Raw genomic sequence first — 18655 nt, forward strand, 5'->3', positions numbered from 1 at the left:
CGGGCTCGGCTGGGTGGTGCCGCCGGGCCGGGCGGACGAACTGGCGGCCACGATCCGCTCGGCGGCCCGCGCCGACGATGCGGGCATGGCGGAGCGGGCGGTGAAGACCGCGGTAAGGTTCGATCGGACGAGCGCGTTGAACGCCTATGCGGCCCTGATCGACGAATTGTTGCGCGGTCCGGAACGGGCGGAGAACCGATGAGCGGAAGCAGGCCGGTCGTCCTCGTCACCGGAGCGAGCGGCTTTGTCGGCCGCCATGTCGTGCCTGCGCTGGAGCGGGAGGGATGGTCCGTGCGTCGCGCGGTCCGCAGCGGGGAAGGCCGGGATCACGAGGTGGTCGTCGGATCGATCGGTCCGGATACCGACTGGCAGGCCGCGCTCACGGGCGTCGATGCGGTCGTCCATCTCGCGGCCGGCTTCCATCACAAGCACGAGGAGCGCGCGATCCAGCTCTATCGCGACGTCAACATCACGGGCAGCCTGCATCTGGCGCGCTGTGCGGCGGCAGCCGGGGTGGGCCAGTTCGTCTTCGTCAGCACCGTCCACGTCCACGGCCGGACCAATGACGGCCGGGCACCGTTCAGCGAGGCCGACACCCTGACGCCGCGCGGCCTCTACGGCATGTCCAAGGCGGCGGCCGAAGCGGGCCTGAAGACGCTGGCGCGCGACACCCGCATGAAGATTTCGGTGATCCGGCCGCCGCTGGTCTATGGCGTCGGGGCGAAGGGCAATTTTGCCTTGCTGGCGCGCGCGGTGAACCTCGGCCTGCCGCTCCCTTTCGCCTCAGTCCGCAACCAGCGCGCCTTCCTCGCCGTGCAGAATCTGGCGTCGTTCATCCTGTGGCGGCTCGCTCATCCCGATCGGGCGGACAATTTCGAGATATTTCTCGTCGCCGACGACGAGCAGGTCTCGATGCCCGAGTTCATCGAACGGCTGGCGAAAGCGGCCGGAAAGCCCGCGCGGCTGTTTTCGATGCCGCCCCGGTTCATGGGCTGGCTGCTCGGCGCGGTCGGGCTGCAGGAGACCCGCGACAGCCTGATCGGATCGCTCGAGCTCGATGTGTCCAAGGCGAGGTCGACCGGCTGGCGGCCGGCGGTGTCGCTCGACGAGGGCTTGCGGCTCGCGGTGTCGGACCGGGATCCGTCAGGCGCGCGCTGACGCGGAGCGCCGTGCCGAGAACCTTCGCAGCAGGACGCCGACCGCGCCCGCGCCCGCAATGAGCGCGAGTGCCGTAGCACTCGTCGAGTCGAAGCGGACCGTCGTGATCGCGAGCAGCGCGAGCAGGAGGTTGAGTGCGAACACTTCGGCGATCACGCGCGGCACCGTGAAGCCGTTGTCGGTGGCGCGCTGATAGAAATGCGTGCGATGCGCCGCCCAGAACGGCTCGCGGCGCGCGATGCGGCGAAACAGCGTGATGGTGGTATCGGCGAGATAGTAGGCCGGCAGCAGCAGCGCGGCGGCCACGTGCTGGTGCCAGGCAAGCGTGAGCAGGCACCAGCCGAGCAGGAGGCCGATCGGCAGGCTGCCGACGTCGCCCAGAAACACCCTGGCGACGGGGCGATTGAACGGCGCGAAGCCGATCATGGCGCCGCACAGGGCTGCGGCGAGCAGGGCGGCCGGCCAGGGCAGCTCGCCGAGCCATCCGAGCAGCAGCAGCGCGGCGGTCACCGGCACCACCTCGGACACCGTCATCAGGTCGAGCCCGTCCATGAAGTTGACGAGGTTCACGAACCAGACGCCCGCGAGCACGATGAGGCCCCGTTCGAGCGGAAGCGGGAGCGCCGGCATGATCCTGAGATCGTCGGGTGCCGTGAGCACGACGATTCCGACGGCACCCGCCTGCAGCGCGAGCCGCAGCAGGGCCGAGAGCGTCATGACGTCGTCGGCGAAGCCGACCAGCGCGATCGCGATCGTCGCCGCCGCCAGCGCGGCGGGAATGGCAGCGCCCGTGCCGACCGCAAGCGCCCACGCGACTAGGAGTGTGGCCGCGATTACCGCGATCCCGGCCCCCTGCGGCGTCGGAATGCGGTGCGAGGAGCGCGCGTTCGGCCTCGCCAGCGCGTAGCGCTGGAGCAGGGGACGGCTGATCCAGGTGATGAATGCCGAAAGCAGCGCGGCAAGGGCGACGGCCAGCAGGGACGCCGCCATGCCGCCGCCGGGTAGATCGGCGGCAGCGCTCACTCCGGCACCCCGATCGGCGCCGATCCCTGTGCCGCCTTCTCAGCGCTGAAGATCCAGACCAGTCCGCCGAAGGCGCCGACGATGAACATCACGGCGCCGAACAGCAGCGAGATGTTGACGCCCTCGTTGGTCGCGAGGCCGGCAAAGCCGAAGGCCAGTCCCATCGTGGCTTCGCGTAGGCCCCATCCGGCGATCGAGATCGGCATCATCGTGATCAGCATCACGGGCGGGATGAGCAGGAAGATCTGGCCGAAATCGACGGGCGCGGCGATCGACTGGATGACGCACCATGCGATCACGACCGCAAGCACGTGGACGAGCAGCGACAACACCGCGACCTTCGGCCCGTGCGTCCGGCCGAAGATGACGCGGTTCGCGATCACGGCGCAGGCGTGGACGTGGTGGGTCGCCCACCAGCTCTTCAGCCACGGCCAGTTCAGGGCGCCGACGACCAGAAAGCCGATACCGCCCGCGAGCGCGGCCAGGTCGAGCAGCAGCAGCGCCGACCGGCCATGGGCATCGGTGATGAGGCGAAAGCTCCAGGGCAGGCTTGCCACGATCACGACCGCGAGCGCGATCAACCCGATCGCGCGATCGACGAAGATCGAATAGGTCGCCTTGCGCCACCCGGCGCCGGCGCGCGCCACCAGCCAGAGCCGGACGGCATCGCCGCCGATCGCCGAGGGCAGGGTCTGGTTGAAGAACGTCCCGATCACGTTGTACCGCATGGCCCGGCCGAGTTCGAGCGGCGCGCCGCATTCGGCGCTGATCTCGCGCCAGCGCAGCACGCCGATGAAGATCTGCAGGAACGTCACCGCGATGGCCGCGCCGATCCAGAACAGGCTCGTCAGCGTGAAGCGCGACAACAGCTCGGACAGATCGACCTTGCGAAGCGCCAGATAGAGCAGCGCCGCGGAAATCACGATTTTGGCTGTCGACAGCAGGATTCGGCGCATCTCGCCCGCGCTTGAACAAGGGTTTTGGCAGATCGGCCCCGGACGCCGAATTCGGCCGCTTTGGTATGGTCTTGAGGCTGATCTTGCAATAGCCGTCGTCGGGCTGCCGTTGGCTATTGCGGGCCCCTCGAGGCGGCATGTAAACAGGCGCCGGCCGGCGGCGCGATGTCGGTTTTCGGGTCGCACGGCTCCCGACCCGGGCGGCCGGGGCTGACTCCTTAACCATGGCAAGATGCGCCCCGGGCTCGCTTATATCGATGGTATCGGCCGCGTAGTATCCAGGTGGATCGGCCGAATGCCCGTGGAGTCCGGACATGGACTGCGTCCGCCGAGTCGTTGCCTTCTATCGGGACCACTTCAGGGTTTGAGATGACGATGAACAAACGCATTATACCCTTGATCATGTGCGGCGGCGCCGGCACGCGGCTGTGGCCGGCCTCGCGCGAGGTGCGGCCCAAGCAGTTCCTGCCGCTGTTCGGCGCCCGCTCGACCTTCCAGGACACGCTGCTCAGGGTGTCGGATGCCGCGCTGTTCGACCGTCCCATCGTCATCACCAACACGGCCTACCGCTTCATGGTGCTGGAGCAGCTCGCGGAGATCGGCATCGAGGCGGACATCATCCTCGAGCCGATGCGACGGGATTCCGGTCCCGCGATCGCCGCCGGTGCGGTGTTCGCGCAGGGCAAGGACGCCGAGGCGATCCTGCTTGCGCTCGCCGCCGACCATGTCGTGGGCGACAACGCGGCCTTCATCGAAGCCTGCCGCCAGGGACTGGTCGCCGCGCGCGCGGGCCGCATCGTCACCTTCGGCGTCAAGCCGGAGCGGCCTGCGACCGAATACGGCTACATCAGCCCGGCCGAGGCGATCTCGGGCGAGGTGCGCGCGGTGGCGAGATTCGTCGAGAAGCCGGACGCGGCGACGGCGGCCGACTACGTCAAGTCGGGCCATCTCTGGAACAGCGGCAACTTCATGTTCCCGGCGTCCGTCCTGCTCGACGAATATCGCAAGGTCGACGCCGCGAGCGTGCAGGCCATTTCCGACGCGGTCGCCAATGCCGGCCGCGATCTCGGCTTCGTGACGCTGGAGCCGAAGGCGTTCGGCTCTGCCAAGGCGATCTCGATCGACTATGCGGTGATGGAGAAGACGGCATGCGCGGCGGTCGTGCCGGTGTCGTGCGGCTGGTCCGACGTCGGTTCGTGGCACGCGGTGTGGGAGTTGTCGCAGAAGGACGCGCAAGGCAACGCCGCGCACGGCACCGCCGTGTTTGAGGACAGCCGCAACTGCAACGTCACGACCGACAAGGCGCTGGTCGCGCTCGAAGGCGTCGACGATCTCGTCGTGGTCGCGACGCCCGATGCGGTCCTGGTGTCGCGCCAGAGGGATGCCAACGGGCTGAAGCGCCTCGTGGCGCGGCTGAAGACGGTTGCCCCCGAGGTTACCGAGGAGCATCTCAAGGTGCACCGACCCTGGGGCAGCTATCAGTCGGTCGACAGTGGCGAGCGCCACCAGGTCAAGCGCATCGTGGTCAAGCCCGGCGGTCGCCTGTCGCTGCAGAAGCACCACCATCGCGCCGAGCACTGGATCGTGGTCCGGGGCGCTGCCCGTGTCACGGTCAACGAGACGGTCAAGACCGTGCACGAGAACGAATCGATCTACATCCCCATGGGCGCGGTGCACCGGATGGAGAATCCCGGCAAGATCATGCTGGAACTCATCGAGGTGCAGACTGGAAGCTATCTCGGGGAGGACGATATCATCCGGATTGAAGACGACTATCAAAGGTCGTAACAGCAGCCCCGAATCGCGTGATCCGGCCCGGCGCGGCGATATCCGTTCTCGCCGCTAAGGCCCGGTGAATGTGTAACTTTTTGAATCAAATCGTGTCCGGCTCCGCTTCCCTTCATTCGCCACGGATGTGGCGACGTGCTAGGAGAGGCGCCGGGGATTTGGGTTGAATCGGGGTTCCAGGACATGAGTTCCAAGCGGTCTGCGCCGGCAAAGGCCGGCCTGCGCGTCGGCGTCATTGGCGCGGGCGTGATGGGCAGCAACCACGCACGCGTGCTCGCGGGTCTTCCCGGCATCACCCTGGTCGGCGTGGTCGACCCCTCGCATGCGCACCGGACCCGCGCGACCGAGCTCGCCGGTTGCGAGAGCTTCGAGACGCTCGACCAGTTGCTCGCCGCGGGCGTCGATGCCGTCACGGTGGCGGCGCCGACCCATCTGCATCACGAGATCGCGCTCGCCTGCATCGCCAGCAAGGTCCATGTGCTGGTCGAGAAGCCGATCGCGTCGTCGGTGGAGGAGGGGCGCGAGATCGTCGCCGCCGCGCACGCCGCCGGCGTGACCCTGATGGTCGGCCACGTCGAGCGCTTCAACCCGGCGGTCGCCGCGATCAAGCAGGCGATCAAGGGCGAGGACATCCTCTCGATCGCGATCACCCGCGTCGGGCCGTTTCCGCCGCGGATGTCGAATGTCGGCGTGGTGATCGACCTCGCGGTGCACGACATCGACCTGATCCGCTGGTTCACCGAATCCGACATCGTCGAGGTGCAGCCGCAATTGTCGAGCGCGGTTGCCGAGCGCGAGGACATCGCGCTGTTGCAGTTCCGCACCGCCTCGGGCGTGCTCGCCCACATCAACACCAACTGGCTCACCCCGTTCAAGGCGCGCAGCGTCACGGTGGCGACGCGCGGCAAATACGTGATGGGCGATCTCCTGACCCGCCAGGTCACCGAATGCTTCGGCTTCAAGCCGGACGGCAGCTACTCGATGCGGCACCTGCCGGTCGGCCACGACGAGCCGCTGCGAGCCGAGCTGATCTCGTTCCTCAACGCGGTTCGTCACGGCGAGATCCCGGCGGTGACCGGCGATGAGGGCGTCGCCAGCCTCGAGATCGCCACGCGTTGCCTCGAGGCGCCGGCCAAGCCTGCGGCCTCGTCGTCGGCCCGCAAGACGCCGCGCCGCGTCGCCGGCTGACCCGTCCATGTCGATCGCTCAACATCCGCAAGGCGCCATGAACCAGCATCTGCGTCCCGACCCCGTTCCCTTCATCGACCTCGGTGCGCAGCGCCGACGGCTCGGCGCCGCGCTCGATGCTGCCGTTGCGCGCGTGCTCGACCATTGCCAGTTCGTCAACGGCCCGGAGGTCGCCGCGCTCGAGGCGCAGCTTGCGGCTCATTGCGGGGCCAGGCACGTGATCGGCTGCGCCAGCGGCACCGATGCGATCCTGATGGTGCTGATGGCGAAGAACGTCGGCCCGGGCGATGCCGTGCTGTGCCCGTCGTTCACCTTCATCGCGACCGCTTCGCCGGCGGCACGGCTAGGCGCGACGCCGGTCTATGTCGACGTCGACGAGGCGACCTTCAACATGAGCCCGGAATCGCTGAAGCGCGGCATTGCGACGGCCCGCAAGGCCGGGCTGAGGCCCGCGGCGGTCATTCCCGTCGACCTGTTCGGACAGCCTGCCGACCACGACGCCATCGCGGAGATCGCCAAGGCCGAGGGCCTGTTCGTGCTCGATGATGCCGCGCAGGCCTTTGGCGCGAGCTACAAGGGCCGCAGGCTCGGCACGCTGGCGCTCGCGACCACGACCAGCTTCTTTCCGGCAAAGCCGCTCGGCTGCTTCGGCGACGGCGGCGCGATCTTCACCGATGACGACGAACTCGCCGCCACGCTGCGCAGCATCCGCGTGCACGGGCAGGGCGTGGACAAGTACGACAACGTCAGGCTGGGGCTCACCGGCCGGCTCGACACCATGCAGGCCGCGATCCTGATCGAGAAGCTGAAGATTTTCGACGACGAGATCGCCGCCCGCAACAGGGTTGCGGAACGCTATGCGCGCGGCCTGTCCAACGTCGTCACCGTACCGCGGCTCGCGCCCGGCTGCACCTCGGTGTGGGCGCAGTACACCATCCGCCTGCCCAAAGGCACGGACCGCGACGGCTTCGCCGCGGCGCTGAAGGCCCAGGGCGTGCCGACCGCGATCTATTACGGCAAGTCGATGCACCAGCAGACCGCCTACAGGCAGTACCCGGTCGCCGACGGCGGCCTGCCGGTCTGCGAAAGCCTGTCGCAGGACGTCATCAGCCTGCCGATGCACGCCTATCTCGACGAGGCCGCCCAGGAACGAATCATCGCCGCCGTGCGCGGCGCGCTGGCAGCCTGATTTCGCCGCTCTTCCCCTCTCCCCTTGCGAGGTTGCGTCTACTCGCGGTGCTGCCCTCTCCCGTAAGGGGAGAGGGCACAGCAATGCGCATCGCAAGATACAATCGACCTCTGTCCGATAAGGCTCTAGAACGAACGCATGCTCGGACGCATTTTCACGGTGGGCGGCTACACGCTGCTGTCGCGGCTGACCGGGTTCGCCCGCGACATCATGCTCGCGGCGATCCTGGGCGCGGGGCCCGTGGCGGACGCCTTCTTCGTCGCGCTGCGGCTGCCGAACCATTTCCGCGCGATCTTCGCCGAAGGCGCCTTCAACGCCGCCTGGGTGCCGGCCTATGCGCATGTCCACGGCGCGCGCGGTGAGGCGGCGGCAAGATTGTTCGCCGACCGCATCTTCACGCTGCTGTTCGCCTCGCAACTCGTGCTGCTGGCTCTTGCCTGGCTGTTCATGCCGCAGGCCATGAGCATCCTGGCACCGGGCTTCACCGAGGACGCCGCGCAGCGCCATCTCGCGATCGAACTGACGCGGATCACCTTTCCCTATCTGCTCCTGATCACGCTGGTGACGCTCTATGGCGGCATGCTCAACGTGATGCACCGCTTCGCCAGCGCAGCCGCCGCGCCGATCTTCCTCAATCTCGCGATGATGATGACGCTGGCGCTCGCCGCCTGGTTTCCGGGCGCCGGCCACGCCGCGGCCTGGGGCGTGCTGATCTCGGGCTTCCTGCAGTATGTCCTGCTGGCCGGCGATCTCGCCCGCCACGGCGGCCTGCCGCGCTTTGCGCCGCTCCGGCTCGACGAGGACGTCCGCGGCTTCTTCAGGGCGTTGGGGCCCGCGACGCTGGGCTCGATGGGGACCCAGGTTGCCCTGTTCGCCGATACAATCATCGCGACCTTCCTGCCCGCAGGCGCGCTGTCGGCGCTCTATTATGCCGACCGGCTCAACCAGTTGCCGATCGGCGTCATCGGCATCGCCATCGGCACCGTGCTGTTGCCGGAGATGTCGCGGCGGTTGACCGCCCACGACCACGACGGCGCGATGAAGGCGCAGCGCCGCGCCTTCGATTTCACGCTGCTGTTCTCGGTGCCGTTCGTCGCGGCGTTCCTCACCGTGCCCGACGTGATCATGCGCGCGATGTTCGCCCGCGGCGCGTTTTCCAAGGCGGACGCTGCGGCCGCAGGCGCGACGCTCGCGGCCTACGCGATCGGGCTCGTCCCCTTCGTGATGATCCGCAGCGCGGTTGCAACCTTCTACGCCCGCAAGGACACCGCGACGCCGGTGCGGGCGGCGCTGACCGGCGTTGCCGTCAACGTCGCGCTGAAATTTGCGCTGATGGGCACGCTCGCCCAGATCGGGCTGGCGCTCGCGACCGCCGTCGGCGCCTGGACCAATCTCCTGCTGGTGCTCGGTTTCGCGGTGCGGCGCGGCTATCTGCATCTCGACCGGGCGCAGGTGCAGTCGCTCGCCAAATTCCTGCTTTCGGGCGTCGTCCTCGCAGGCGCCCTGTGGTTGACCGCGCGCTTCGGCGCCGCATGGTTCGCGGCGATGCAGGTGCTCCGGGACGAAATGACGCTGGCGCTGCTGGCCGTGGCCGGGACGTTCGTCTACCTCGTCTGCATCCTGGCGCTGTTCGGCCGCGGCTGGCTGTTGTCGCTGGTGCGCAACTAGCTTTTTTTACGCGTCAAGCCGTTTGCGCTGTTTCCCGTTCCGCTGCAATATGACGGCAAGACACTCTTGGGGAAATGGAGACGAGATGGCAGCTCCCATCAAGTTCGGCGTCGGCCAAAGCGTGCTGCGCAAGGAGGACGATGCGCTGATCCGCGGCAAGGGCCGCTATACCGACGACTACGCGCCGCAGGCCGCGTTGCGCTGCTTGATGCTGCGCTCGCCGCACGCGCATGCCAAATTCACCATCGACGCCGGCCGCGCCCGCACCCTGCCGGGCATCGCCCTGATCCTGACCGCCGACGACGTCAGCGACCTCGGCGACCTGCCGTGCCTGTTCAACCTCGAGACCGACCCGTTCACCGGCCCGCCCTATCCGATTCTCGCTCACGACGAGGTCCGCCATGTCGGCGATGCCGTCGCCTTCGTGGTGGCCGAGACCATCGACCAGGCGCGCGACGCGATCGAGGCGATCGACGTCAAGTGGTCGCCGCTGCCGGCGGTGACCGGCGTCGTCAACGCGGTGAAGAAGGGTGCGCCGCAGGTCTGGCCCGACAAGCCCGGCAACGTCCTGTTCGACGTCTCGATCGGCGACAAGAAGGCCGTGGATGCGGCCTTCGCCAAGGCGCATGCGGTCGCCGAGATCGCAATCGTCAACCCGCGCGTGGTCGCGAACTTCATGGAGACCCGCGCCGCGGTCTGCGAGTACGATGCCAAGCGCGACCACCTGACGCTGACGGTCGGCAGCCAGGGCAGCCACCGGCTGCGCGACATCCTGTGCCAGAACGTCCTCAAAATTCCGACCGACAAGATGCGGGTGATCTGCCCCGACGTCGGCGGCGGTTTCGGTACGAAGCTTTTTCCCTATCGCGAATACGCCCTGATGGCGGTGGCCGCGCGAAAGCTGCGCAAGACCGTCAAATGGGCGGCCGATCGTTCCGAGCATTTCATGGGCGACGCGCAGGGCCGCGACAACGTGACGACGGCGAAGATGGCGCTCGCCGAGGACGGCAAGTTTCTCGCCATGGATTGCGACCTGATGGGCGACATGGGCGCCTATCTCTCGACCTTCGGGCCGTACATCCCCCACGGCGGTGCCGGCATGCTGCCGGGCCTCTACGACATCCAGGCCTTCCACTGCCGGGTGCGCACCGTGTTCACCCACAGCGTTCCGGTGGACGCCTATCGCGGTGCGGGCCGCCCCGAGGCGGCCTATGTGGTCGAGCGTCTCGTCGATGCCTGCGCGCGCAAGCTCGGCATGACGCCGGACGCCATCCGCCGCAAGAACTTCATTCCGCCGCGGGCGCTGCCCTACAAGACCGCCACCGGCAAGGTCTACGACTCCGGCGACTTCGCCGCGCATCTGAAGCGCGCGATGGAGATCGCCAACTGGAAGGAATTCCCCAAGCGGGCGAAGGCCGCGAAGAAGCAGGGCCTGATCCGCGGCATCGGGCTTTCGAGCTACGTCGAGGTGTGCGGCACGATGGGCGAAGAGACCGCCAACGTGCGGCTCGATCCCAACGGCGACGTCACCATCCTGATCGGCACGCAGTCGAGCGGGCAGGGCCACCAGACCGCCTACGCGCAGCTCGTCGCCGAGCAGTTCGGCCTGCCGCCGGAGCGCGTGCACATCCATCAGGGCGACACCGACGAGATCGCGACGGGGCTCGGCACCGGCGGCTCGTCCTCGATCCCGTCCGGCGGCGTCAGCGTCGAGCGTGCCACGCGCGAGCTCGGCAAGAAGCTGAAGGAGATCGCGGCGCAGGCGCTGGAGGCGGGCGTCGGCGATCTCGAGATCGCGGACGGCGTGGTGCGGGTCGCCGGCACCGACCGCGCGATCAGCTTCGCCGATCTCGCCAGACGGCCCGGCGCCGATCCCTCGAAGATGAATGCGAGCGCGACCTTCGCCAGCGCCGACGGCACCTATCCCAACGGGACGCATCTCGCCGAAGTCGAGATCGATCCCGCCACCGGCATCATCAGGATCGTCAACTACGTGATCGTCGACGATTTCGGCAAGACGCTCAATCCGCTGCTGCTCGCCGGCCAGGTGCATGGTGGCGCCATGCAGGGCATCGGGCAGGCGCTGATGGAGCGGGTGGTCTACGGCGCCGGCGACGGCCAGCTCGTCACCGCGACCTTCATGGACTACGCCCTGCCGCGCGCCGCCGACGGTCCGTCCTTCGTGTTCGAGACCCACAACGTGCCCTGCAAGACCAACCCGCTGGGCGTGAAGGGGGCGGGCGAGGCCGGCGCGATCGGCTCATGTCCTGCCGTCGTCAACGCCATCGTCGACGGCCTGTGGCGGGAGTACAGGATCGACCACATCGACATGCCGGCGACGCCGGAGCGGGTGTGGATCGCGATCAACGAGCATCACCGTCGTCACAGCCTGTGACGTCCTGACGCCGCGGCGGGAATAAAACCCCGCCGCGGGGTTCTAGTCAGGGAACGGACCACGCTCGCGTGGAGCCGGGGATGGTTTCGCCAAACTGCCTGCCAGCCGGAGAATGAAGCAATGAGACGGACGATTGTTGTCGTGGGTACCCTGCTGCTCGGCGCGAGCGCGGCGATGGCGCAGCAGGAGATTGCCGTGCAGCAGGACAATCTGATGCGCGCGCAGGCGAAAAGCCTGTACAGCGTGATCCTGAAGATGACCAAGGGCGAGATCCACTACGACCAGAAGGCCGTCGATCACGCGCTGGCCGAACTGGAGGCCGATGTCGGCAAGATCGCCAAGACCTTCGAGGTCAATCCCAAGCAGGACGTGGTGGACGCCAGATATGGCTCCTCGCCGAAAGTCTGGCAGAACAAGGCCGATTTCGATTCCAAGATTCCGCCGGTGCAGAAGGCGATCGCGGACGTCAAGGGCAAGATCCACGACCTCGCGAGCCTGAAGGCGGCCTACACCACCATCAACGATCGCTGCAACGACTGCCACGAGACCTATCGTCTCAAGCTGAAGTAGAGCCTTCGGCCGCGAACGGGCCGGCTGGCGCAAGCCTCGGCTTCGCCCGCAGGGTGGGCTGCGCCCGGCGGCAAGCTATTTGACCGCGCCGCCGGTGATGCCCTCGATGAAGCGATCGAGGAACGAGTTGTAGGCGATCGCCACCGGAATGCTGGCGATCAGTGCGCCGGCCATGATCTCGCCCCAGAAGAAGATGTCGCCGCGGATGAGGTCGGTGGCCACGCCGAGCGTGACCGGCTTCTGCGCGGACGAGGAGATGAACGTCAGCGCATAGACGAATTCCTGCAGCGTCAGCGTGAACGTGAAGATCACCGCCGTCAGGATTGCCGGAAGCGACAGGGGGATCACCATCTTCACGAACGCGCCGAGGCGACTGCAGCCGTCGACGATCGCCGCTTCCTCGATCTCGATCGGCATCGCCTTGAAGAACCCCATCAGCAGCCAGGTGCAGAACGGAATCGTGAACGTCGGATAGACGAGAACCAGCGACCACATCGAATTCTGCAATCCGAACCAGGCGACGATCCGCGACAGCGGCAGGAACAGGAGCGTCGGCGGGACGAGATAGGTCAGGAAGATGCCGATCCCCAGCGCTTCGCCGCCGCGCCCCGTCAACCGCGCCAGGCTGTAGCCCGCGGGCAGCGCCGCCAGGAGCGTGATCGCGACGACGCAGATGCCTATCACCAACGAGTTCAGCAGCCAGCGTGCGAACAGCGTCTGCTCGAACAGATACTTGAAATGCTCGAGCGTCGGCGCCTCGTTGAACCAGAACGGAATGTTGGTGACGTTGTAGAGATCGGGATTGGTCTTCAGCGAGGTGATGAGCATCCAGTAGAAGGGAAACGCGGTCAGAACCACGAACAATGCGACCGCTGCGTAGAAGGACACCTCGCGGACCGCGATGCCGATTGCGCGCTGCATCAGATGTCCCTCCGCCTGATGAAGCGCAGCATCGCCACGACGACGATGAACAGCACCGGAAGCATGAACAACGAAATCGCCGCGCCATGCGAGACGTCGCCGGACACGATGCCGACCTGGAATCCCTGGAAGCCGAGCACGGAGGTCGCGCCGACCGGGCCGCCGTTGGTCAGGAGATAGACCACGGAAAGGTCGGTGAAGGTGAAGACGATGCCGAAGATCAGGCCGATGGCGACGATCGGCAGGATCATCGGCATGATGATCTGGTAGTTGCGGCGCCAGAAGCCTGCGCCGTCGACCGTTGCCGCATCGATGACGTCTTGCGGAACGGAGGTGATGCCGGCGAGAAAGATCACGATGGCGAACGGAAAGAAGCGCCAGGCATTGACGACGATCACGCACAGCATGGCCAGATGCGGGTTGCCGAGCCAGTTCGGTGCCTGCGCGCGATCGATGATGCCGAGTGCGATCAGGGTCCAGTTGATGACGCTGTAGAGCGAGTCGAACATCCACTGCCAGGCGACGCTGGCGAGCGCGATCGGGACCGCCCACGGCAGGATGATCAGGGCGCGGACCAGCTTGCGTCCGGGGAAGGGCCGCAACAGCAGCAGCGCGCCGAACTTTCCGAGGATCAGACCCAGCAGCTGCGAGGCGAAGGTGAAGAGAAAGGTGTTCTCGAGCGCCTCCAGGAACGCCGGATTCTGAACGATCTGCCTGAAGTTGGCGAGACCGACGAACTGCCAGGAGGGGTCGTAGATCGTGTAGGCGCTGATCGAATAATACACCGCGAGCAGAAACGGACCGCCGACCAGCAGCAATACATAGAGGATCGCAGGCGCCACGAAGACGGCGCCCAGAACCCCGCTTCGATCCAGCCAAAACCGGTAGCGCGGCGACCGCCTTGCCACGATCGGTTCAACAATGTCGACCATCGGCGAAATCCCGTCTCAGTGTCGGCTGGTCCGCTTCCCGTCGTTGTCGAAGTAGCGCAGCGCGCTGTTGCGTACGGCGAACGGATGCCATTCGCCCGGGCGGATGCTCTCCTCGGCCACATGCGCCGGCGGCAGCCGGGCGGTGATCACCTGCGTGTCGAAACCGTCGATCACGCCATAGACGATCCGTTCGGAGCCGAGATATTCGGAGCGATCGACCCGGAAGGAAAATTCGGTGATGCCGCCGTGGCCGCCGTCGATCATGTCCCGGGGCAGGAAGTTCTCGGGGCGGAAGCCGAGGCAGCCGCCGCCGCGGGCGAGGAGGTTCATGGGCGGCGTGCCGACGAACGTGGCGACGAAGCGATCGGCGGGCTCGTCGTAGATTTCCGTCGGCGTTCCGACCTGGCGTATCCGTCCATGGTCGATCACCGCGATGCGGTCGCCCATGCCCATCGCCTCGACCTGGTCGTGGGTCACGTAGATCGTGGTGACCCCGATCCGCTGCTGGAATTGCTTGATGTCCAGCCGGGCGGACGCGCGCAGCTTGGCGTCGAGGTTGGACAGCGGCTCATCGAGCAGCAGCGCCGTCGGCTCGCGCACCAGGGCGCGGGCGAGCGCAACGCGCTGGCGTTCGCCGCCGGAGAGCTGGCGGGGGCGCCGGTCGAGCAGACGGTCGATCCCCAGGAGGCGCGAGGCCCATTCGACCTTGCCGTCGATCTCCTTCCGGGGGATGCGCTGTGTCCTGAGCGGGAAGGCGATGTTGTTGCGAACGGTGTAGTGCGGATAGAGGCCGTAGCTCTGGAACATCATCGCCACGCCGCGGGCGCGCGGCGGCGTGTCGTTGACGACGCTGCCGCCGATGATGAGATCGCCGCTGGTTTGCCGCTCCAGCCCGCAGACGATGCGCAGGAACGTCGTCTTGCCGCAGCCCGATGGACCGAGCAGAACCATGAACTCGCCGTCGGCAACCGTCAGCGTGATGCCGTCCACGGCCGGCGTCTCACCGAACGTCTTGAAGATGTCCCTGGCCAAAACCGCTGCCATCGCAATGTCCTGCCGATCCGGGGTGACGGATGATCGTGGTGGGTGGCGCGGGCCGCGCGCCGGCGCGGCCCGGGCATCATTCGGCTCACACCCTGTGCAGCCACTTGTTGAAGATGCCGTCGCATTGCTGCGCGGCCCATTTGACGGATTCCTCGGCGGTCAGCGCCCCGGTGGCCGCCTTTGCCATCATGTCGCAGATGATGAAGTTGTTGTAGACTTCGTCGGTGGCGGGCCACGCCGGTCCCGGATAGCCGGGGACGGCGGACCATTCGTCGGACGTCTGCAGGATCGCCAGCTTGTCCCGGGGCGTCGATGTCGGGTCATCGGACAAAAGCGGCATCGGCTTGGGCACGATGTTGGCGAAGATCGGCATGTTGTAGCCGGAGCTCGCCTTGAAGGCGTCGACCCAGTGGTCGGCATAGTATTTGAGGAATTCCTTTGCCGCGTCCTGGTTCTTGGCGAACTTCCAGATGCCGTAGAATTCGGCGGCGCCGCCCATGAACTGCTTGACCGGTCCCTTCGGCGGCTTCATCACGAAGATGTCGTCCGCGACCTTCTTGTTGAGCTGCTGGGCCGTCCGATAGGCCGAGATCGGGTTGACGATCAGCGAACTGACGCCGGAGTCGATGTACTGGTTGTTGGAGGAGTCATTCCACGACAATACGTCAGACGTCATCGCCTCCTTGTAGAGCGCCGCGACGAACTTGACCGCCTCGACGCTCTCCTTGCTGTCGAGCACGACGTGCTTGCCGGTCTCGTCCTGGACCGCTCCGCCGAAACTCCACAGCAGCCCGCGCCACGTGGTGTTGGGATCGTTGCTGTGACCGAGCGATATGCCGACCGGATTGCCCTTTGCCTTCAGCTTGGCGCCGCCGATCCGGATGTTGTCCCAGGAGTCCGGTTGTATCCCGATCCCGTCCCACAGGCTCTTCCGGTACATCACCGGGAAGTTGATGTAGTAGTCGGGAAATGCGGACCAGGTGTTGTCGTCCTGGTTGAAGCCGATCTGCTTGCCGATCACGCTGATCTTGCCGTACTTCTTCTGGACCTCCTCGACCAGGCTCGTGACGTCGATGAGGAATTTGCGGTAGAGGTGCGCTCCGCCGGCGCCGTTCCAGCCGAACAGGTCGTGGCCCGAGCCGGCCGAAGCTTCTGCCGCGGCGCGCGCGGCGACGTCCTGAACGGGAATGTGGTCGACCGAGACGCTGACGTTGTTCTTGGTGCCCCAGTCCTTCGCGAACTGGTCGAACCATTTGTCGTACGCCGGAACGAAGTGGCTCCACTGCACGATGGACAACGATTTGGCATCGGCGAAGGCGGCGGACACGAACGGTGCAGACAGCACCGGCGCGGAGCCGGCGGCAAGGACGGTGAGACCAGTCTGCTTCAGGAAGCGGCGCCGGGTGAAACGCGAGGGCGTGGCCGTGCTCATCTTCAGTTTCTCCTCTGAATGGCTCCAGTTCGAGAGGGCCTATCCAGATGAGGATCGGTCTAGCTCGGCCCTGGATATTGCCTCGTCATCGTATCGCCTTCGAGCGAGAAGCAGCATCTCGACTAAAGCCGGGAATTCGGTACGCTGCCGTACAAAGACGGCGGACGCCTCATGGGCCGCGTGTCAGACGCAGCAAAGACAGGTGCGCATGAGGCCCGAAGCCGCCGGAATGCGATGCTCGTGGAAACCGTTGCGGTTCAACTGCCGGTACTCCGACGCTATGATCTGGTAGCATTCGCACGCCCGCCGCTCGATCGCCCGGCGATCGCGTATGTCGATGGCGCCGCGCAGTCTCACCAGTCCGCCGGCCTGCTCCAGCTCCGAAAGCGTGGTCGTGATGCTGGCGCGGCGTACGCCCAGGATGACCGAGAGCATGTCGTGGGTGACGGGAATGATCCCGTCGTCGAGCCGGTCGGCGGCAAGCAGAAGCCAGCGGCTCAGTCGTTCCTCCAGGCTGTGGCGGGCGCTGCACAGGGTCGTCTGCGCGTTTTGAACCAGCAGGGCGTGGATATAGCTGAACAGCTGCTGACGGATGGCCGGATCCTTCTGCATTGCGCGCTGCATGTCGGGCACCGCAATGCGCAATGCGTATCCGGGGATCGACATCAGGCATCGATTGGGGCAACGCTGGATGCCGAGCACTGCCGCGACGCCGATAAATCCGAGCCGCCCGACGATCGCGATCTCGACCGGACCATCACGCTGCGTGCGCACCAGCAGCGAGCCGACGCCGCGCTCGATGAAGTGGATGTGTTCGATCGGATGGTTGTAGTCCTGCAGTATCGCGCCGCGTTTCAGCGCGGCCGGCTGCAGGAAGGGCCCGAGCAGCTCGAATGAATCCGGGCCGAGACCGGCCAGCAGCCGGTTCTTGACCCGGACCGTATGCTCGTGCTTCGAACTGCCCAGCGCTATCCCATCGAGCTTCTCCGGACGAGCTTCGATTGGCCTGCTGACACGCGGCGCCCGCGACGACAGCGGGTGGCGGCGTTCCATGTCCGACGATAGCCCGTTCCGGACGTAAAGCCAAACGCGGCCTGGGTGGAGGTCGTAACCCGATCTTATCGGCTGACGTTTTTCCCGGAGCGGTGGCTGCTTCGCGAATGCGGCTGTTTCGGCTGAAAGGCCAGCGCGTCGCTGGGGTTCTTGGAGGCGGAGTTGAGCGAGCACGAGCCGCCGATTCCGGCGGATGCAGCGCGGCATGTCTCCATGCTCGGATATCCGCAACCGTGGGCGGCCTGGGCGCCGTTCGTGATGCAATAGTCGTCCGCGCGGGCGGCCGGCGCGGTCATCGCGAGAACGGCACATGCGAACAGCGTCGCGGCGAAGGCGTTCGGTTTGTTCGAATTCGGAGTCATCGTGGACTTCATGTTTCACGTCCCGCATGAGGTTTTGTCAGCATGCAGGGGCATGTAGGCGGCGGGCGGGGGGGCGGCAATTGGGCTGCCTGCATTGCAGAAATTCCCAAATTCATTTTCAAATTTGGGTGTTCGAGCCGTGATGTGCCGTTGCGAAACCGGGCCTGCACCCCTGCGGAGCCGATCACGGCGCCTGTTGCGCCTTTCGACCGAGTTGCTGGACCACGGCGAGCCATAGGGCGATCGTCTCGGCCGATGCGTCCCTGTCGACGGGTTGCGGACGCACGGCCGTGTGCACCATCACGAGCCTGGTCGCGGGATCGACGAAGATCATCTGGCCGCGGATGCCGAGCAGCACGAACCGCCGTTCGGCGCCGGGCAGCAGCCAGACCTGATAGCCGTAGCCGTAGAAGTTCGTCGCCGTGCCCGGCGCGAGATGACCGTCGGACGGGCGCACCGTCGTCGCGTCCAGCAACCATTGCCGCGGAATGACCTCGCGCCCGTTCCACACGCCGTCATGCGCGAGCAGGCGCCCCAGACGAGCGTAGTCGCGCAGCACGGCGTTGAAGCAGCAGAACGTCACCTCCTGCCCGGTGCCGTCGATCGCCCAGGTCGCATCGGCTTCCGTGCCGATCTGCCGCCAGATTTTCTCGCTGAGGTAGTCGGCGACCGGCTTGCCGGTCGCCGCGCGCAGCACCAGCCCGAGCACTTCGGTCTCGGCGCTCGCGTAGTGCCATCGCGTGTCGGGCGGCGCGATGCGCGTGTTGAACTGCGCGAGACTGACGGCGGCAGCCTTGCCGGGCCGGACGAACAGGTCGCGCCCGAGGCGCGCGATGTCATCCTGCCCGTCATAGATCTCCTTGAAGTCGACGCCGGAGGACATGTGGAGCAGCGCGCGGATCGGCGTCCTGCCGTACTCGGTGCCCGCGAGCGAGGGCACGTAGGTCGCGACCTCGTCGTCGATCGATTTGATGGC

Annotated in this window: 16 protein-coding genes and 1 pseudogene; 8 read left to right on the top strand and 9 right to left on the bottom strand. The window is 66.5% G+C overall.

Annotation, left to right across the window (positions count from 1 at the left end):
- Positions 1-202, top strand: a pseudogene (locus tag KGM94_RS13275) (glycosyltransferase WbuB); the annotation flags it as partial.
- Positions 199-1158, top strand: coding sequence for an NAD-dependent epimerase/dehydratase family protein (locus KGM94_RS13280; RefSeq protein WP_300259488.1), 960 nt, complete (start codon positions 199-201; stop codon positions 1156-1158). The pseudogene KGM94_RS13275 and the gene KGM94_RS13280, both read left to right, overlap by 4 nt.
- Here KGM94_RS13280 and KGM94_RS13285 read toward each other — a convergent pair.
- Positions 1144-2148: a glycosyl transferase gene (locus KGM94_RS13285; protein ID WP_300259517.1), complete on the bottom strand. Its 1005-nt coding sequence runs from the start codon at positions 2146-2148 to the stop codon at positions 1144-1146. The genes KGM94_RS13280 and KGM94_RS13285 overlap by 15 nt on opposite strands.
- Positions 2149-2177: 29 nt before the next feature.
- A complete protein-coding gene (locus KGM94_RS13290) occupies positions 2178-3137 on the bottom strand; it encodes a lysylphosphatidylglycerol synthase transmembrane domain-containing protein (RefSeq protein WP_300259491.1) in 960 nt (319 codons plus the stop codon).
- A 375-nt stretch (positions 3138-3512) separates the two neighbouring features.
- On the opposite strand from KGM94_RS13290, the gene KGM94_RS13295 reads away from it, so the two are divergent.
- The 6 genes from KGM94_RS13295 to KGM94_RS13320 all read left to right on the top strand — a co-directional run bounded on the left by KGM94_RS13295 (position 3513) and on the right by KGM94_RS13320 (position 11935).
- Positions 3513-4925, top strand: a complete 1413-nt coding sequence (locus tag KGM94_RS13295) for a mannose-1-phosphate guanylyltransferase/mannose-6-phosphate isomerase (RefSeq protein WP_300259494.1) — start codon at positions 3513-3515, stop codon at positions 4923-4925.
- A 183-nt stretch (positions 4926-5108) separates the two neighbouring features.
- Positions 5109-6113, top strand: a complete 1005-nt coding sequence (locus KGM94_RS13300) for a Gfo/Idh/MocA family oxidoreductase (protein ID WP_300259496.1) — start codon at positions 5109-5111, stop codon at positions 6111-6113.
- A 37-nt stretch (positions 6114-6150) separates the two neighbouring features.
- Positions 6151-7302, top strand: coding sequence for a DegT/DnrJ/EryC1/StrS family aminotransferase (locus KGM94_RS13305; protein WP_300259520.1), 1152 nt, complete (start codon positions 6151-6153; stop codon positions 7300-7302).
- A 138-nt stretch (positions 7303-7440) separates the two neighbouring features.
- Complete coding sequence (gene murJ / locus KGM94_RS13310) at positions 7441-8970, top strand: murein biosynthesis integral membrane protein MurJ (RefSeq protein ID WP_300259498.1); 1530 nt, start codon at positions 7441-7443, stop codon at positions 8968-8970.
- A gap of 85 nt (positions 8971-9055) precedes the next feature.
- A complete protein-coding gene (locus tag KGM94_RS13315) occupies positions 9056-11365 on the top strand; it encodes a xanthine dehydrogenase family protein molybdopterin-binding subunit (protein WP_300259500.1) in 2310 nt (769 codons plus the stop codon).
- A gap of 120 nt (positions 11366-11485) precedes the next feature.
- Complete coding sequence (locus tag KGM94_RS13320; RefSeq protein WP_300259503.1) at positions 11486-11935, top strand: cytochrome c; 450 nt, start codon at positions 11486-11488, stop codon at positions 11933-11935.
- Positions 11936-12010: 75 nt separating this feature from the next.
- Here the strand turns inward: KGM94_RS13320 and KGM94_RS13325 are convergent, their stop codons facing one another.
- The 7 genes from KGM94_RS13325 to KGM94_RS13355 all read right to left on the bottom strand — a co-directional run.
- Positions 12011-12856 (bottom strand): carbohydrate ABC transporter permease, encoded by an 846-nt coding sequence (locus tag KGM94_RS13325; RefSeq protein WP_300259505.1) that lies wholly within the window; start codon positions 12854-12856, stop codon positions 12011-12013.
- Complete coding sequence (locus KGM94_RS13330; protein WP_300259507.1) at positions 12856-13788, bottom strand: sugar ABC transporter permease; 933 nt, start codon at positions 13786-13788, stop codon at positions 12856-12858. Before KGM94_RS13330 ends, KGM94_RS13325 begins: the two co-directional genes overlap by 1 nt.
- Positions 13789-13803: 15 nt before the next feature.
- Positions 13804-14832, bottom strand: a complete 1029-nt coding sequence (locus KGM94_RS13335; protein WP_300259509.1) for an ABC transporter ATP-binding protein — start codon at positions 14830-14832, stop codon at positions 13804-13806.
- Positions 14833-14917: 85 nt separating this feature from the next.
- Positions 14918-16264, bottom strand: coding sequence for an extracellular solute-binding protein (locus KGM94_RS13340; protein ID WP_300259511.1), 1347 nt, complete (start codon positions 16262-16264; stop codon positions 14918-14920).
- Between the two features lie 183 nt (positions 16265-16447).
- A complete protein-coding gene (locus KGM94_RS13345; RefSeq protein ID WP_300259513.1) occupies positions 16448-17317 on the bottom strand; it encodes a Crp/Fnr family transcriptional regulator in 870 nt (289 codons plus the stop codon).
- A 65-nt stretch (positions 17318-17382) separates the two neighbouring features.
- Entirely contained in the window at positions 17383-17691 is a 309-nt protein-coding gene (locus KGM94_RS13350) for a DUF3551 domain-containing protein (protein ID WP_366526244.1), read from the bottom strand.
- Positions 17692-17863: 172 nt separating this feature from the next.
- A partial coding sequence (locus tag KGM94_RS13355; protein WP_300259515.1) for a serine hydrolase occupies positions 17864-18655 on the bottom strand: 792 nt, incomplete at its 5' end.

The organism is Bradyrhizobium sp. (genome assembly GCF_028868675.1).
Lineage (GTDB): Bacteria > Pseudomonadota > Alphaproteobacteria > Rhizobiales > Xanthobacteraceae > Bradyrhizobium.

Bases quoted from the DNA above. Each gene is read 5' to 3' on its own strand.
- KGM94_RS13280 (WP_300259488.1), top strand. From the start codon at position 199: ATGAGCGGAAGCAGGCCGGTCGTCCTCGTCACCGGAGCGAGCGGCTTT.
- KGM94_RS13330 (WP_300259507.1), bottom strand. From the start codon at position 13,788: ATGGTCGACATTGTTGAACCGATCGTGGCAAGGCGGTCGCCGCGCTAC.
- KGM94_RS13320 (WP_300259503.1), top strand. From the start codon at position 11,486: ATGAGACGGACGATTGTTGTCGTGGGTACCCTGCTGCTCGGCGCGAGC.
- KGM94_RS13340 (WP_300259511.1), bottom strand. From the start codon at position 16,264: ATGAGCACGGCCACGCCCTCGCGTTTCACCCGGCGCCGCTTCCTGAAG.
- KGM94_RS13345 (WP_300259513.1), bottom strand. From the start codon at position 17,317: ATGGAACGCCGCCACCCGCTGTCGTCGCGGGCGCCGCGTGTCAGCAGG.
- KGM94_RS13335 (WP_300259509.1), bottom strand. From the start codon at position 14,832: ATGGCAGCGGTTTTGGCCAGGGACATCTTCAAGACGTTCGGTGAGACG.
- KGM94_RS13350 (WP_366526244.1), bottom strand. From the start codon at position 17,691: ATGAAGTCCACGATGACTCCGAATTCGAACAAACCGAACGCCTTCGCC.
- KGM94_RS13300 (WP_300259496.1), top strand. From the start codon at position 5,109: ATGAGTTCCAAGCGGTCTGCGCCGGCAAAGGCCGGCCTGCGCGTCGGC.
- KGM94_RS13290 (WP_300259491.1), bottom strand. From the start codon at position 3,137: ATGCGCCGAATCCTGCTGTCGACAGCCAAAATCGTGATTTCCGCGGCG.
- KGM94_RS13285 (WP_300259517.1), bottom strand. From the start codon at position 2,148: ATGGCGGCGTCCCTGCTGGCCGTCGCCCTTGCCGCGCTGCTTTCGGCA.
- KGM94_RS13315 (WP_300259500.1), top strand. From the start codon at position 9,056: ATGGCAGCTCCCATCAAGTTCGGCGTCGGCCAAAGCGTGCTGCGCAAG.
- KGM94_RS13305 (WP_300259520.1), top strand. From the start codon at position 6,151: ATGAACCAGCATCTGCGTCCCGACCCCGTTCCCTTCATCGACCTCGGT.
- murJ (WP_300259498.1), top strand. From the start codon at position 7,441: ATGCTCGGACGCATTTTCACGGTGGGCGGCTACACGCTGCTGTCGCGG.
- KGM94_RS13295 (WP_300259494.1), top strand. From the start codon at position 3,513: ATGAACAAACGCATTATACCCTTGATCATGTGCGGCGGCGCCGGCACG.
- KGM94_RS13325 (WP_300259505.1), bottom strand. From the start codon at position 12,856: ATGCAGCGCGCAATCGGCATCGCGGTCCGCGAGGTGTCCTTCTACGCA.